Source organism: Rhodococcus sp. DMU1, from assembly GCF_012272955.1.
Taxonomy (GTDB): domain Bacteria; phylum Actinomycetota; class Actinomycetes; order Mycobacteriales; family Mycobacteriaceae; genus Rhodococcus; species Rhodococcus aetherivorans.
The window spans coordinates 4,034,037-4,047,946 of the sequence record NZ_CP050952.1 but is presented as its reverse complement, the minus strand read 5'-3'; the positions used below and the strand labels follow the sequence as shown (position 1 = coordinate 4,047,946).

General features: G+C 69.8%; 18 protein-coding genes. 14 read left to right on the top strand and 4 right to left on the bottom strand.

Annotated elements, in window-relative coordinates:
- Positions 1-2: 2 nt before the first annotated feature.
- Genes secY through map form a run of 3 tightly spaced genes read left to right on the top strand, consistent with a single transcriptional unit; the run spans position 3 to position 2,674 of the window.
- Positions 3-1,316, top strand: coding sequence for a preprotein translocase subunit SecY (gene secY, locus HFP48_RS18695; RefSeq protein WP_165037754.1), 1,314 nt, complete (start codon positions 3-5; stop codon positions 1,314-1,316).
- Positions 1,313-1,858, top strand: coding sequence for an adenylate kinase (locus HFP48_RS18690; protein ID WP_006947168.1), 546 nt, complete (start codon positions 1,313-1,315; stop codon positions 1,856-1,858). Before secY ends, HFP48_RS18690 begins: the two co-directional genes overlap by 4 nt.
- An 18-nt stretch (positions 1,859-1,876) precedes the next feature.
- Positions 1,877-2,674, top strand: a complete 798-nt coding sequence (gene map, locus HFP48_RS18685; RefSeq protein WP_006947169.1) for a type I methionyl aminopeptidase — start codon at positions 1,877-1,879, stop codon at positions 2,672-2,674.
- Positions 2,675-2,758: 84 nt separating this feature from the next.
- On the opposite strand, the gene dtd is transcribed toward map, so the two are convergent.
- Positions 2,759-3,196, bottom strand: coding sequence for a D-aminoacyl-tRNA deacylase (gene dtd / locus HFP48_RS18680; RefSeq protein WP_006947171.1), 438 nt, complete (start codon positions 3,194-3,196; stop codon positions 2,759-2,761).
- Positions 3,197-3,368: 172 nt separating this feature from the next.
- Here dtd and infA point away from each other — a divergent pair, with 172 nt between their 5' ends.
- The 9 genes from infA to HFP48_RS18635 all read left to right on the top strand — a co-directional run bounded on the left by infA (position 3,369) and on the right by HFP48_RS18635 (position 9,265).
- The gene (gene infA, locus HFP48_RS18675) at positions 3,369-3,590 is read left to right on the top strand and encodes a translation initiation factor IF-1 (protein WP_003886926.1); all 222 of its coding nucleotides are present in this window, start codon (positions 3,369-3,371) and stop codon (positions 3,588-3,590) included.
- A gap of 91 nt (positions 3,591-3,681) precedes the next feature.
- Positions 3,682-3,795: a 50S ribosomal protein L36 gene (gene rpmJ / locus HFP48_RS18670; RefSeq protein WP_003938068.1), complete on the top strand. Its 114-nt coding sequence runs from the start codon at positions 3,682-3,684 to the stop codon at positions 3,793-3,795.
- 244 nt (positions 3,796-4,039) lie between these two features.
- Positions 4,040-4,408: a 30S ribosomal protein S13 gene (gene rpsM / locus HFP48_RS18665; protein ID WP_003938067.1), complete on the top strand. Its 369-nt coding sequence runs from the start codon at positions 4,040-4,042 to the stop codon at positions 4,406-4,408.
- Complete coding sequence (gene rpsK, locus HFP48_RS18660; RefSeq protein WP_003938066.1) at positions 4,408-4,821, top strand: 30S ribosomal protein S11; 414 nt, start codon at positions 4,408-4,410, stop codon at positions 4,819-4,821. The genes rpsM and rpsK overlap by 1 nt, the downstream gene beginning before the upstream one ends.
- A gap of 21 nt (positions 4,822-4,842) precedes the next feature.
- Positions 4,843-5,448, top strand: a complete 606-nt coding sequence (gene rpsD / locus HFP48_RS18655) for a 30S ribosomal protein S4 (protein WP_006947173.1) — start codon at positions 4,843-4,845, stop codon at positions 5,446-5,448.
- Positions 5,449-5,550: 102 nt separating this feature from the next.
- The gene (locus tag HFP48_RS18650) at positions 5,551-6,612 is read left to right on the top strand and encodes a DNA-directed RNA polymerase subunit alpha (RefSeq protein ID WP_006947180.1); all 1,062 of its coding nucleotides are present in this window, start codon (positions 5,551-5,553) and stop codon (positions 6,610-6,612) included.
- A 31-nt stretch (positions 6,613-6,643) separates the two neighbouring features.
- The gene (gene rplQ / locus HFP48_RS18645) at positions 6,644-7,216 is read left to right on the top strand and encodes a 50S ribosomal protein L17 (protein ID WP_029544902.1); all 573 of its coding nucleotides are present in this window, start codon (positions 6,644-6,646) and stop codon (positions 7,214-7,216) included.
- A gap of 5 nt (positions 7,217-7,221) precedes the next feature.
- Positions 7,222-8,169, top strand: a complete 948-nt coding sequence (gene truA / locus HFP48_RS18640) for a tRNA pseudouridine(38-40) synthase TruA (protein ID WP_168579858.1) — start codon at positions 7,222-7,224, stop codon at positions 8,167-8,169.
- Positions 8,170-8,260: 91 nt separating this feature from the next.
- Entirely contained in the window at positions 8,261-9,265 is a 1,005-nt protein-coding gene (locus HFP48_RS18635; RefSeq protein ID WP_168579857.1) for an alpha/beta hydrolase family protein, read from the top strand.
- A gap of 274 nt (positions 9,266-9,539) precedes the next feature.
- On the opposite strand, the gene HFP48_RS18630 is transcribed toward HFP48_RS18635, so the two are convergent.
- The gene (locus HFP48_RS18630) at positions 9,540-9,707 is read right to left on the bottom strand and encodes a hypothetical protein (RefSeq protein ID WP_155948273.1); all 168 of its coding nucleotides are present in this window, start codon (positions 9,705-9,707) and stop codon (positions 9,540-9,542) included.
- A 167-nt stretch (positions 9,708-9,874) separates the two neighbouring features.
- Positions 9,875-11,017, bottom strand: a complete 1,143-nt coding sequence (locus tag HFP48_RS18625) for an acyl-CoA dehydrogenase family protein (RefSeq protein WP_006947196.1) — start codon at positions 11,015-11,017, stop codon at positions 9,875-9,877.
- 57 nt (positions 11,018-11,074) lie between these two features.
- Here HFP48_RS18625 and HFP48_RS18620 point away from each other — a divergent pair, with 57 nt between their 5' ends.
- Positions 11,075-11,656, top strand: a complete 582-nt coding sequence (locus HFP48_RS18620) for a TetR/AcrR family transcriptional regulator (RefSeq protein WP_006947198.1) — start codon at positions 11,075-11,077, stop codon at positions 11,654-11,656.
- 18 nt (positions 11,657-11,674) lie between these two features.
- Positions 11,675-12,241, top strand: coding sequence for an NAD(P)H-dependent oxidoreductase (locus HFP48_RS18615; protein ID WP_029544898.1), 567 nt, complete (start codon positions 11,675-11,677; stop codon positions 12,239-12,241).
- Here HFP48_RS18615 and eccE read toward each other — a convergent pair.
- Positions 12,229-13,866 carry a type VII secretion protein EccE gene (eccE, locus tag HFP48_RS18610; protein ID WP_006947202.1) on the bottom strand — a complete coding sequence of 546 codons (1,638 nt, stop codon included), beginning with the start codon at positions 13,864-13,866 and terminating at the stop codon, positions 12,229-12,231. The two genes, HFP48_RS18615 and eccE, sit on opposite strands and share 13 nt — an antisense overlap.
- Between the last annotated feature and the right edge of the window lie 44 nt (positions 13,867-13,910).

Here is a 13,910-nt window from a genome sequence, read left to right as displayed (position 1 = left end):
CTTTGCTTTCCGCCTTCGTCTCGGCCCTCAGGACCCCGGACCTGAGGCGGAAGATCCTCGTCGCGCTCGGGTTGGTGGCCCTGTACCGCCTCGGCGCGACGTTGCCGTCTCCGGGCGTCGACTACGGCAATGTGCGCGCCTGCATCGATCAGCTCAGCGGCGGCGACTCCGCCGGGATCTACTCGCTGATCAATCTGTTCTCCGGTGGCGCGCTGCTACAGCTGTCGGTGTTCGCGATCGGCATCATGCCGTTCATCACCGCGAGCATCATCGTCCAGCTGCTGACGGTGGTCATTCCACGATTCGAGGAACTCCGCAAGGAGGGCCAGGCCGGCCAGGCCAAGATGACGCAGTACACGCGGTACCTCGCGGTGGCGCTCGCCGTGCTGCAGTCCACCGGCATCGTCGCCCTCGCGGCCCGTGGTCAGCTGCTGCAGGGCTGTACCGAACCGATCCTGGCCGACGACAGCATCTTCGGCATGGTCGTGATCGTGCTGGTCATGACGGCCGGTGCGGCACTCGTCATGTGGTTCGGTGAGCTCATCACCGAGCGCGGCGTCGGCAACGGCATGTCGATCCTGATCTTCGCCGGCATCGCCTCGCGGCTGCCGTCCGAGGGCCGCACCATCCTCGAGTCCCGCGGTGGCCTGGTCTTCGCCATCGTCCTCGTCGTCGCGCTGGTGGTCATCACCGGCGTGGTGTTCGTCGAGCAGGGCCAGCGGCGGATCCCGGTGCAGTACGCCAAGCGCATGGTGGGCCGGCGCATGTACGGCGGTTCCTCGACCTACCTGCCCCTGAAGGTCAACCAGGCCGGCATCATCCCGGTGATCTTCGCGTCGTCGTTGCTGTACCTGCCGAACCTCATCGCCCAGCTGACCGGAGCCACCTCGGCCACCGACCCGAGCTGGTGGCAGCGGATCATCAACGAATACCTGGTGAATCCGAACAACCCCGTTTACATCGCGATCTACTTCTCGCTGATCGTCTTCTTCGTCTTCTTCTACGTCGCCATCACCTTCAACCCGGAGGAACGGGCCGACGAGATGAAGAAGTACGGCGGATTCATCCCCGGCATCCGGCCGGGACGCCCCACTGCCGAGTACCTCAGCTACGTCCTCAACCGCATCACGGTTCCAGGTTCGCTGTACCTGGGTCTCATCGCGACGCTGCCCAACTTCTTCCTCTCGGGCAGCCAGACCGCCACCAGCATCTTCGGCGGCGCCGCGGTGCTCATTCTCGTCAGTGTCGCGCTGGACACTGTCAAGCAGATCGAAAGTCAACTCATGCAGCGCAACTACGAAGGGTTCCTCAAGTGAGACTTGTACTCCTCGGTCCGCCCGGTGCCGGCAAGGGCACGCAGGCCGCCATCCTGTCGGAGAAGCTCGGCGTCCCCGCAATCTCCACCGGGGATCTTTTCCGGGCCAACATCGGGCAGGGCACCCCGCTCGGCCTCGAAGCCAAGAAGTACATCGACGCCGGGGAGCTCGTGCCCGCCGAGATCACCAACAACATGGTGCGCGCCCGCCTCGCCGAGCCCGACGCCGCCAACGGCTTCCTGCTCGACGGCTTCCCCCGCAGCGTGGAGCAGGCCCGCGAACTCGAGGCCATCCTGAAGGATCTCGACACCCAACTCGACGGGGTCCTGTCCTTCGACATCGACGAGGACGTGGTGGTGGAGCGGATGCTCGCCCGCGGCCGCGCCGACGACACCGAGGACGTCATCCGCAACCGGCTCCGGGTCTACCGCGAGGAGACCGCGCCGCTGCTCGACTACTACGCCGATTCGCTCGTCACGGTCGACGCCGTCGGCGAGGTCGACGAGATCAACGCGCGCGCCCTCGCGGCCCTCGGCAAGTAAGGACGCAGGAGCAAGAAGATGGGTTTCGGGCGCAAGCGCAAGGTGGTTCCGTTCCGCACCGCCGGCGAACTCGATGCGATGGCGGCGGCGGGTGCCGTCGTCGGCGCCGCTCTCGTGGCGGTACGGAAGGCGGCGAAGCCGGGCGTGAGCACCCTGGAACTGGACCAGGTGGCGGAGGCGGTCATCCGCGATGCGGGGGCCGTCCCCTCCTTCCTGGGCTACCACGGGTTCACCGGCTCGATCTGTTCGTCGGTGAACGACCGCGTGGTGCACGGCATCCCCTCGGCGACGGAGATCCTCGCCGAGGGCGATCTCGTGTCGATCGACTGCGGCGCGATTCTCGACGGCTGGCACGGCGACTCGGCGTGGACCTTCGGAGTCGGTGAGCTCTCCGCCGCCGACGCCGACCTCAGCGATGCGACGCGGCTGTCGATGGAGGCGGGGATAGCGGCGATGCTGCCGGACAACCGGCTCACCGACGTCTCGCACGCCATCGAGCTGGGTACCCGCGCCGCGGAGTCGGCGCACGGCCGGAGCTACGGCATCGTCGACGGCTACGGCGGCCACGCCATCGGCCGCGAGATGCACATGGACCCGTTCCTGCCGAACGAGGGCGCGCCCGGCAAGGGCCCCCGTCTCGTGGTGGGATCGGTGCTCGCCATCGAGCCGATGCTGACCCTCGGCACCTACGAGACCGAGGTGCTCGGCGACAAGTGGACCGTCGTCACGACCGACGGCAGCCGCGCCGCGCACTGGGAGCACACCGTCGCGGTGACCGAGGACGGTCCGCGCATCCTGACCCCGCGCCCGGAGTAGCGGCGGTGGCGGCGAGCGAATGTATCGCTCGCTGCCGTGAAGGAGCTGAACGATACATTCGCTCGGGCCGCGGGCGCCGCCGGTTCACGCCTCGAGCAGGAGGGTGACCGGGCCGTCGTTCACCAGGCTCACCTCCATGTGCTCCCCGAAGACGCCGGTCTGCACGTCGGCGCCCAGGCCGCGCAGCGCCGTCGTGAACTCGTCCACCAGGGGCTCGGCCACCGCGCGTGGCGCGGCCGCCGACCACGACGGACGGCGGCTCCTGCGGGTGTCGGCCATGAGCGTGAACTGGCTGACGACGAGGATCGGTGCGGCCAGATCGGACGCGGACTTCTCGTCCTCGAGGATCCGCAACGTCCACACCTTCCGGGCGAGCGTGGCGGCCTTCGCCGCGTCGTCGTCGTGGGTCACGCCGACGAGCACGAGCAGCCCGTGACCGCCGGCCCGGGGCGAGATGCGGGCGACCTCGCGCCCGTCGACCGCGACCGCGGCACCCGTCACCCGCTGAACCAACGCCCGCACGGCTGTCCTCCTCGCATCTCGGCATTTGGCCCCGGTGGGAAAGTTCCCGTAACATAGATCGATGGTGCGCCCTGCGCGCCGGCCCGCGGTTGTCCGCAGGCCGGTCACGTCGAGCGTCACGGTAACGGAAACCGATGCAACCACACGCCGAACAACACGGATCGCGGAGGATATGGCCAAGAAAGACGGAGCCATCGAGGTCGAGGGTCGCGTGATCGAGCCGCTGCCCAATGCGATGTTTCGCATTGAGCTCGAGAACGGTCACAAGGTCCTGGCTCACATCAGCGGCAAGATGCGTCAGCACTACATTCGCATCCTGCCCGAGGACCGGGTTGTCGTGGAGCTCTCGCCCTACGACCTGTCGCGTGGGCGCATCGTCTACCGCTACAAGTAAGAGCTTCCCCGGCCGCACGGTCGGGGAGAACCATGTCTGCGGCATGCCTCGTGCTCTGCCGCAGGCGTACACACAGGAGATCAGACGCACCGTGAAGGTTCAGCCGAGCGTCAAGAAGATCTGCGAGAAGTGCAAGGTGATCCGCCGTAACGGCCGGGTCATGGTGATCTGCGAGAACCTGCGCCACAAGCAGCGCCAGGGCTAGACCACCCGCTCTTCGAAAGATCGGCTTGGCAACAAGCTAGAGAAGACCTTCCAGCACCAGTCGTTCGGTCACGATTCCCGATTCGTCGGGGAGCCGCGCGATACACCCCCGGTTCGGAGGCCGGGGCCCCACTGTGTTTCGGACTACCGGCGTTCCGGCTTCGGCCGGGCCGCGGGACCACACAGTTTCACGACGCAGGGGACGGGCTGGGAGCAGACCTCCGCACACCGAATAGGAATGCCACATGGCACGTCTCGCAGGTGTCGATCTTCCCCGCGAAAAGCGGATGGAGATCGCACTGACCTACATCTACGGCATCGGCCGTACCCGCTCGAAGGAGATCCTCGAGGCCACCGGCGTGAGCCCGGATCTGCGCAGCAAGGACCTCTCCGACGAGGATCTCGCCAAGCTGCGCGAGTTCATCGAGGAGACCTACAAGGTCGAGGGTGACCTCCGCCGCGAGGTCCAGGCGGACATCCGTCGCAAGATCGAGATCGGCTGCTACCAGGGCCTGCGACACCGTCGTGGTCTGCCCGTGCGTGGACAGCGCACCAAGACCAACGCCCGCACCCGCAAGGGTCCGAAGCGCACCGTCGCAGGAAAGAAGAAGTAATGCCTCCCAAGTCACGCAGCACCGGTCCGAAGAAGACCCAGAAGGCGCGCCGCAGGGACAAGAAGAACGTCCCGCACGGTGCCGCTCACATCAAGAGCACCTTCAACAACACGATCGTGTCCATCACGGACCCGAACGGCAACGTCATCTCCTGGGCGTCCTCCGGCCACGTCGGCTTCAAGGGTTCGCGCAAGTCGACCCCGTTCGCCGCGCAGCTCGCCGCCGAGAACGCTGCCCGCAAGGCGCAGGAGCACGGTGTCAAGAAGGTCGACGTCTTCGTGAAGGGCCCGGGCTCGGGCCGCGAGACGGCGATCCGCTCCCTCCAGGCCGCGGGCCTCGAGGTCGGCACCATCTCCGACGTCACCCCCCAGCCGCACAACGGCTGCCGTCCGCCCAAGCGGCGTCGCGTCTAACGGGAAAGGAAGGTTTGAATCATGGCTCGCTATACCGGTCCCGTTACCCGTAAGTCGCGTCGTCTGCGCGTCGACCTCGTCGGAGGCGACCAGGCGTTCGAGCGTCGCCCCTACCCGCCCGGCCAGCACGGCCGCGCGCGGATCAAGGAGAGCGAATACCTGCTCCAGCTGCAGGAGAAGCAGAAGGCCCGCTTCTCCTACGGCGTGATGGAGAAGCAGTTCCGTCGTTACTACGAGGAGGCCGCCGGCCGGCCCGGCAAGACCGGTGAGGTCCTGCTGGTCATCCTCGAGTCGCGTCTGGACAACGTCGTCTACCGTGCCGGTCTCGCCCGGACCCGCCGTCAGGCCCGCCAGCTGGTGAGCCACGGCCACTTCCTGGTGAACGGCAAGAAGGTCGACATCCCGAGCTACCGCGTCTCGCAGTACGACATCATCGACGTCCGCGAGAAGTCGCTGGGCACGCTGCCCTTCCAGGTGGCCCGTGAGACCCAGGGTGACCGCCCGATCCCGGGTTGGCTGCAGGTCGTCGGCCCGCGTCTGCGGGTGCTGGTCCACCAGCTCCCCGAGCGCGCGCAGATCGACATCCCGCTGCAGGAACAGCTGATCGTCGAGTACTACTCGAAGTAAGGCGCTTCGCGCCGTGGTGTCCTTCCGGTCCTCCCGAGGTCCGGGGGGACACCACACCCCGACCAGGGCGTCATATGGCGGACGCCCACAAGGAGGCACTCCATGCTCATCTCGCAGCGACCCACCCTCAGCGAAGAGGTCATCGCCGACGACCGCTCGAAGTTCGTCATCGAACCCCTCGAGCCCGGTTTCGGGTACACCCTCGGCAACTCGCTTCGTCGCACCCTGCTGTCCTCGATTCCGGGCGCGGCCGTCACCAGCATTCGCATCGACGGCGTGCTCCACGAGTTCACCACGGTCCCCGGGGTCAAGGAGGATGTCACCGACATCATCCTGAACCTCAAGGGCCTCGTGGTCAGCTCGGAAGAGGACGAGCCGGTCACCATGTACGTCCGCAAGCAGGGCCCCGGCACCGTGACCGCGGGCGACATCGTGCCCCCGGCCGGTGTCACCGTCCACAACCCGGACCTGCACATCGCCACCCTGAACGACAAGGGCAAGCTGGAGATCGAGCTCGTCGTCGAGCGCGGCCGCGGCTACGTCCCCGCTGTTCAGAACAAGGCATCCGGCGCCGAGATCGGCCGCATCCCGGTCGACTCGATCTATTCGCCGGTGCTCAAGGTGACCTACAAGGTGGAGGCGACCCGCGTCGAGCAGCGCACCGACTTCGATCGGTTGATTCTCGACGTGGAGACCAAGAACTCGATCACCGCGCGGGACGCGCTCGCCTCGGCGGGCAAGACCCTGGTGGAGCTCTTCGGTCTGGCCCGTGAGCTGAACGTCGAAGCAGAAGGCATCGAGATCGGTCCCTCGCCCGCCGAGGCCGACCACATCGCCTCCTTCGGACTCCCCATCGAGGACCTCGACCTGACGGTCCGGTCCTACAACTGCCTCAAGCGCGAGGGTGTGCACACCGTCGGTGAGCTCGTGGCACGCACGGAGTCCGATCTGCTCGACATCCGCAACTTCGGTCAGAAGTCCATCGACGAGGTGAAGGTCAAGCTGCACTCGCTCGGCCTCTCCCTCAAGGACAGCCCCGCGTCCTTCGACCCGAGCACCGTCGCCGGCTACGACGCCGCGACCGGTACCTGGAGCGACACGGACGCCGGTTCCTTCGGCGACGCCGAGGGGAACGAGGACTACGCCGAGACCGAGCAGCTGTAGCAGCTCACGGTCCGTTACTAGGAGATTCATCATGCCCAAGCCCAAGAAGGGTGCCCGCTTCGGCGGGTCGGCCTCGCACCAGAAGGCGCTGATGGCCAACCTGGCCACCGCGCTCTTCGAGCACGGCCGCATCACCACCACCGAGGCCAAGGCCAAGGCCCTGCGGCCCTACGCCGAGAAGCTCGTCACGCACGCGAAGGCCGGCACGCTGGCCAACCGTCGTGAGGTGCTGAAGGTCATCCGCAACAAGGACGTCGTCCACACGCTGTTCGCGGAGATCGGCCCGTTCTACGAGGACCGCAACGGCGGCTACACCCGCATCGTCAAGACGATGCCGCGCAAGGGTGACAACGCTCCCATGGCGATCATCGAGCTCGTCAAGGAGAAGACGGTCACGTCCGAGGCCGACCGCGCCCGGCGCGTCGCCGCCTCGCAGAGCGCGCCGGCCACCGAGGCCCCGGCCGAGGAGAATGTGGTCGAGGCCGTCGAGGCCGACGCCACCGACGCGCAGGTCGAGAACGCGGACGCCGTCGTCGACGCGATCGAGGACGAGAACGCCACCGCGGCCGACGCCAAGGACGCCGACGAGGCCAAGAAGGACTAGTCCACTTGGTTTCGGCATCCGCTGAAGCGAACGAGCCCGTCGCCCCCCACGGGGGCGGCGGGCCCGTTGCTTTCGAGAACCCTTCCGCCGTCGCCGTGGACACCACCCGGCTGCGGCTCGACATCGCCTACGACGGCACCGACTTCTCCGGCTGGGCGCGTCAGCCCGGACGGCGGACGGTGTGCGGGGAGATCGAGGAGAAGCTCGGTGCGATCGTGCGCGCGCCGGTGCAGCTCACCGTCGCCGGCCGCACCGACGCCGGGGTGCACGCCTCCGGTCAGGTCGCGCACGTCGACGTCCCCACCGCCGCGATTCCGGACGACCTCGTCCGCCTGGTGCGCCGTCTCGCCCGGTTCCTGCCCCGCGACGTCCGCATCACCGGCATCTCCGTCGCCCCGCCGCACTTCGACGCCCGCTTCTCGGCGATCCGCCGGCACTACGAGTACCGGCTCACCACCGCCGTGTACGGGGCGGACCCCCTGCGGGCCCGCGACACCGTCGCCTGGCCCAAGCCGGTGGACGTGGACGCGATGCGCGCGGCGTCGACCTCGCTGCTGGGCCTGCACGACTTCGCGGCCTTCTGCAAGCGGCGCGACGGGGCGACGACGGTCCGCGAACTGCAGCGCTTCGACTGGACGGTGTCCGGCGGTCGCGCGGCGGGCGCCGGTCCGGACGTCGGCGTGATCCTCACCGCGCACGTGAGCGCGGACGCGTTCTGCTGGTCGATGGTGCGCAGCCTCGTCGGCGCGGCGCTGGCCGTGGGGGAGGGGCGGCGCAGTGTCGAATGGATGACCGCACTGCTCGACGAACGGGAGCGTGCCGCGGCGGTGGCCGTGGCCCCGGCGCACGGGCTCAGTCTCGTCGGCGTCGACTATCCCGCCGACGACGACCTCGCGGCGCGCAACGCGGCCACCCGCGAGATGCGCGGGCCCATCAGCCCCGGCTGCTGCTGACCTGCGGCCGGGCCGGCCGGTGATATGTTCCGACGAGCACGTCCCCCGGCCGGCCCGGCCGGGGGATCGGCGTGTGAGAGGGAGGCACCCATTGCTCGACTTGCCCGCGATCCGGCGACGGGGTGCGACGGTGGCGGTGGCACTGCTCGCCGCGACGTCGCTGCTGACGGCACCGGCGCTCGCCCAGCCGGCTGCGGATGCGGACCCGGCCGGTGCCTACGTCGATCACGTGGAGGAGCGGACCGCGCGCGACTGGGTGCTGCACGTGTACTCGCCGTCCATGGACCGGGTGATCCCGGTCGAGGTGATCCGGCCCGCGGACACCTCCGCGGCGCGACCGACGTTCTACCTGCTCAACGGCGCCGGTGGGGGTGAGGACGCCGCCAACTGGCGGGACCAGACGGACGTCCGCGAGTTCTTCGACGGCAAGAACGTCAACGTCGTCACTCCCGTGGGCGGCGCCTTCGCGTACTACACGGACTGGATCCGCGACGACCCGAAGCTCGGCCGGCACCGGTGGGCGACGTTCCTGACGTCGGAGTTGCCGCCGGTCGTCGACGCGGTGCTGGGCGCCGACGGCCGCAACGCCGTCGCGGGGATGTCGATGTCGGGCAGCTCGGTGCTGGCCCTCGCCCAGCAGTCGCCGGGGCTGTACGAGGCGGTGGCGTCCTACAGCGGGTGTGCACAGACGAGCAGCGACCCGGGGCGCAGCTACGTGGAGGCCGTCGTCACCCTCGGCGGCGGCGACGTCGAGAACATGTGGGGGCCGATCGGCGGACCGGGGTGGATCGCCAACGATGCGGCGCTGAACGCGGAGAAGTTGCGCGGCACGACGCTGTACATCTCGTCCGGCGGCGGTCTGCCCGGCCCGCACGAGGCGGCGTGGGGCGGGCAGGTGGATCCGGTCGACCTGGTCGTCCTCGGATCCATCGAGGCGGCCACGGCCCAGTGCACCGAGCGGCTGCGGCGGACCTTCGACGAACTCGGGATCGAGGCGACCTTCAGCACGGGCGCGCAGGGCACGCACTCGTGGGGTTACTGGCAGGACGCGCTGCACGAGTCCTGGCCGATCCTCGCGGAGGCGATCGGCGCGTAGCGCGGCCCGGCACGCGTGACGGAAACAGCAAGGGGGCGAGGTCGGATGACCTCGCCCCCTTCGCTACGCGTCGAGGCGTCTCTCAGATCAGCCAGCTGAGGAAGGAGAGCACGTGGTCGATCAGGGAGCCGAGCGAGCCGAGCAGCATGGGAATTACCTCCGATGTCGATGTACAAATCCTGGACGTACGTCCAACAAGATCTAAGTACAGGCTGTCCGCTTTGCCCAGAAAATGTGACGCAGGATACCGAGGGGAACGGCGAGGGGTCGGAGGTCAGTCCGCGATCATCCGGAGCAGGGCCGCCACCGCGCGGAACGGCAGCGACAGGAGCCGCAGGAACAGGACGCCGAGCTCGGCGAGTGTCGCCACCGTGTCGGCGGCGTCGGCCGCCCACTCCATCCGGTCCGCGGCTCTGCGGCCCCGCCTACGGCGTCTGTCCACCGGCGCACGGTAGCAGGTGGTTCGCGAAATCTGACAGGAGGATGTTTCAGATTCCACGGCAGGAGTTATCCGGGCGGTGTCGGGGTGCGCGAGCCGCCGGGGAGGACGGCCGCGCGCCCCGACGCCACCGGGAGTGCGCGCCCCGGGGCTGCCGGGAGTTCACACCGTCAGCCGGCCAGGTGCCGCGCGATGACCAGCCGCTGGATCTGGTTCGTGCCCTCGAAGATCTGGGTGATCTTCGCGTCCCGCATGAAACGTTCGACGGGGAAGTCGCGGGTGTAGCCGTAGCCGCCGAGCACCTGCACGGCGTCGGTGGTCACCTTCATCGCCGCATCGGTCGCGACGAGCTTGGCGACCGACGCCTGCCGCGAGTAGGGCAGGCCGGCATCCTTGCGGCGCGCGGCGTCGATGTACGTCGCGCGGGCCGAGTCCACCGCGGCGGCCATGTCGGCGAGGACGAACCCGAGTCCCTGGTGGTCGATGATCTTCTTGCCGAACGCCTTGCGCTCCTTGGCGTATGCGGTGGCCTCGTCGAGCGCGGCCTGCGCGAGACCCACCGCGACGGCCGCGATGCCGAGCCGGCCCGAGTCGAGCGCGCTGAACGCGATCGGCAGGCCCTGGCCCTCGGCGCCGATGCGGCGCTCGCCGGGTACGAACGCGTCGTCGTAGTGGGCGGTGGTGGTCGGGATGGCGTGCAGACCCATCTTCTCCTCGGGCTTACCGAAGCTCAGGCCCTCGGTTCCGGCCGGCACGAGGAAGCAGGAGATGCCCTTCGAGCCGGCGTCGGAGGTCCGGGCGAACAGCGTGTAGAAGTCCGCCTTGCCGCCGTTGGTGATCCACGCCTTCGATCCGGAGATCCGGTAGCCGCCGTCCACGGCCGTCGCGCGGCAGGCCAGGGCCGCGGCATCGGACCCGGCCTGCGGCTCGGAGAGGCTGTAGGCGCCGATCGTGTCGCCGCCGAGCATGTCCGGCAGCCACTTGTTCTTCTGCTCGTCGGTGCCGTGGGTGGCCAGCGCGAAGCACGACAGCCCGTGCACGCTCACCGCGACGGCAACCGCCGCCCAGCGGGCGCCGAGCTCCTCGAGCACCTGCAGGTACACCTCGTACGGCTGGTTGCCGCCGCCGAATTCCTCCGGGTACGGCAGGCTCAGCAACCCCGCCGCGCCGAGGGCCGGGAAGACCCCCTCGGGGAACGTCTCGGTGCGCTCGTGTTCGACGACCCGCGGGGCGAGAACCTTGTCCGCGACGTCGCGGGTCAGTTCGATGAGGTCGTAGGCCTCGGGGGTGGGCAGCAGGCGCTCGACAGGCACGGCAGACTCCTCGATCGGAAATAGTACTGAGAACGATACTGCAGTACTGTATGAAGTATGACAAGAGCGGGGATCCGACGCGGCACGGCACGTCAGGCGCAGCTGTTCGACCAGCTCGTCGCCCTGTTCCTCGCCGCGGGCTTCGCCCACTTCACCCTCGACGACATCGCCGCCCGCCTGCACTGCTCGAAGTCGACGCTCTACACCCTCGCCGAGAGCAAGGACCGCCTTGTCCGCGCGGCCACCGTGCACTTCTTCCGTGGCGCCACCGAACGCGTCGAGGCCGAACTCGACGGCCACACCGGCGCCGCCGACCGCATCCGCGCCTACCTCGAAGCCGTCGGCCGGCAACTCGAACCCGCCTCCGCGCAGTTCATGGAGGACATGGCCGCCGCCCCCACCGCCCGCGAGGTCTACGAACGCAACACCCGCCTCGCCGCCGAACGCGTCCGCGACCTCATCGCCGACGGCGTCGCCGCCGGCGAACTGCGCGACGTGCACGCCGCGTTCGTCGCCGACGTCGTCGCGGCTGTCATGGTCCGCATCCAGCAGCGCCACGTCGCCGAGGCCACCGGCCTGCCGGACGCCCAGGCCTACCGCGAACTCGCCGCCCTCCTGACCCACGGCCTCACCGCCTGAGCCGCCTACCATCGGCCCATGGACGCCGAAGCCCCGATTCGTCTCGAGATCGTCGTCGCCAGCGTGCGCGCCGGACGGATCGCCCCCGTCGTCGCCGACTGGTTCGCCGCCACCGCACGGCAGCGCCCCGAGTTCGACGTCGGCGTGCTCGACCTCGCCGACACCCCGCTGCCGCAGGATCTCTCCGGCGGCCCTGAGGCCGAGGCGTTCACCCGGCGGATCGAGGCGGCCGACGCATTCGCCGTCGTCACCTCCGAGTACAACCACGGGTACCCGGCCGCCCTCAAGACCGCCATCGACACCGTCAAACGCGAATGGCGCACCAAGCCGATCGGATTCGTCTCCTACGGCGGGCTCTCCGGCGGGTTGCGCGCCGTCGAGCAACTCCGGCAGGTCGTCGTCGAGGTGCACATGGTCCCGGTCCGCGAATCGGTCAGCTTCCACCGCGTCAAGCACGCCTTCGCCGCCGACGGCACCACCACCGACGGCGCCGCGATCGACGCCGCGCAGCGCATGTTGAACCAGCTCGCCTGGTGGGCGCGGACCGTGCGCGCCGGGCGGGCCGCCCAGCCCTACCCCGGCTGAGGGACCCGGCTCAGCGCGGGCGCCGGCTGCGCGGCACGTGGACGGCCGATGTACGCGGCCTCGGCGTCGATGCTCACCAACGACAGCGACAGCCGTCGGCCACCCGCCGCCAGCACCACCCGATCGCCGGCCGCTCCGGGCTGCAGGATCGACACGTCCGGGCGCTCGCGCGGCCACCGATCCGGATGTGCGTGCACGTGGATCGCGGTCGTCCCGGCCGGGACCGTCGCCGGCCGCACGCCGTCGTACACGATCGTGTCGAAGCCCCGATCGTCGCCGGCCAACCGCAACCGGTCCGGACCCGCCGCGGCCAGCAGGGGACGCCAGGCCCGGGCGCGATCGGTGTGGATCACCACGCGGGCGCCCGTCGCCACCGCCCGGAACACCACTTGCTGCGCCAGATACAGCTCCCCGGCGACATACACGGTGCGCACCCCCCGGCCGGTCAGGCGGACGGACACGGCCGCACCGGACTCGTCCGCGCCGAGCAGCTGCCCGCATCCCGTCACCGGCAGCGCCAGGGCGTCGACGTCGGCGAGGTGCCTGGTGCGCAGCGGGATCAGATCCTCGAGCCCCACCGCGGCCGTCGGGATCGACGCCAGCAACCCGTCCAGTTCGCGGCTCCACAGCCGTCGGGTGCCCGGCATCCGGATCCTCGGCTCGGGCGTGCGGCTCGTGCCGCGCACCGACGCTCCCACCCGCACGGCTCCCGGCTCGGCGCCGGGGCGCAGCCGAACCGCGATCGTCGCCGACGACAGTGACTCGGACCAGACCCGGGTCATGATCGCCCGGTCGAGGTGCCCCGGCTCCACCACCGCGGCGCGACTGTAGCCGCCGGGAAGCCGTACTGCGCCCCGATCCTCCTCGAGCAACGCCGGATCCGCGCACCCGGCGACGGACTCCACCGCCCCGGCGATCTCTCCCGCGCCGAGGATCCTCGCGGTGTGGTGCTGCTCCGCCAACGCGCGCACGACGCGCCGCGCCGCGGCGGTCACCGCGCGCGCCGCGCCCTCCGAGCCGCCGCCACGGCGGGCCACTGCGGCCGGGCAGGCGACGGAGTCGAACCGCAGCGCGAGCCACACGGTGCACGTCGCGGCGGCGGGCAGCGGCCCGATCAGGCGCTCGTACGCCGCACCGGCGGCGGTCTCGTCGCACACCCGGCTGCCGTGCACGATGACGTCGATTCCGTCGAGGCCGACGTCGTGCGTGGCGAGGCACGCGGCGATCGCGGCCAGCGGAAGCCGGCGCAGCGGTTCGGCCCGATCTCGTGTCAGCCGGGTGAGCTCGCCGGCCGTCGGTACCAGCTCGACCACCGCCACGACGGCGGTGCCGTCCCAGCACACCCCGACCGGTCGATCGTCGCCCGCCGCGACGTCGACGATCACCGGGCCGGACCGCAGCGAACGGCGCCGGAACCGCCACCACAGCCGCCCCCATTCGACGGCGTCGAGTCCGTGGACAGGCACCGCCACCGCCAGCGCGGCCAGTACCGCCACGGTCACCGCAGCGGGAAGCGGAGCGCCCGTCGCCGCCGCCGTCGTCGCGCCGATCACCGCCGCGCACTGCGCCCGCACCACCGTCACCACGCAGCGGCGCCGCGGCCGCCGGAAGATCCCATCCTGCACGACGATTCCCCCGTTCCCACCCGAGCGACGGCCCGGCCCCCCCG

Bases quoted from the DNA above. Each gene is read 5' to 3' on its own strand.
- HFP48_RS18650 (WP_006947180.1), top strand. From the start codon at position 5,551: ATGCTCATCTCGCAGCGACCCACCCTCAGCGAAGAGGTCATCGCCGAC.
- HFP48_RS18615 (WP_029544898.1), top strand. From the start codon at position 11,675: ATGGACGCCGAAGCCCCGATTCGTCTCGAGATCGTCGTCGCCAGCGTG.
- rpsD (WP_006947173.1), top strand. From the start codon at position 4,843: ATGGCTCGCTATACCGGTCCCGTTACCCGTAAGTCGCGTCGTCTGCGC.
- map (WP_006947169.1), top strand. From the start codon at position 1,877: ATGGGTTTCGGGCGCAAGCGCAAGGTGGTTCCGTTCCGCACCGCCGGC.
- infA (WP_003886926.1), top strand. From the start codon at position 3,369: ATGGCCAAGAAAGACGGAGCCATCGAGGTCGAGGGTCGCGTGATCGAG.
- rpsK (WP_003938066.1), top strand. From the start codon at position 4,408: ATGCCTCCCAAGTCACGCAGCACCGGTCCGAAGAAGACCCAGAAGGCG.
- HFP48_RS18620 (WP_006947198.1), top strand. From the start codon at position 11,075: ATGACAAGAGCGGGGATCCGACGCGGCACGGCACGTCAGGCGCAGCTG.
- rplQ (WP_029544902.1), top strand. From the start codon at position 6,644: ATGCCCAAGCCCAAGAAGGGTGCCCGCTTCGGCGGGTCGGCCTCGCAC.
- rpsM (WP_003938067.1), top strand. From the start codon at position 4,040: ATGGCACGTCTCGCAGGTGTCGATCTTCCCCGCGAAAAGCGGATGGAG.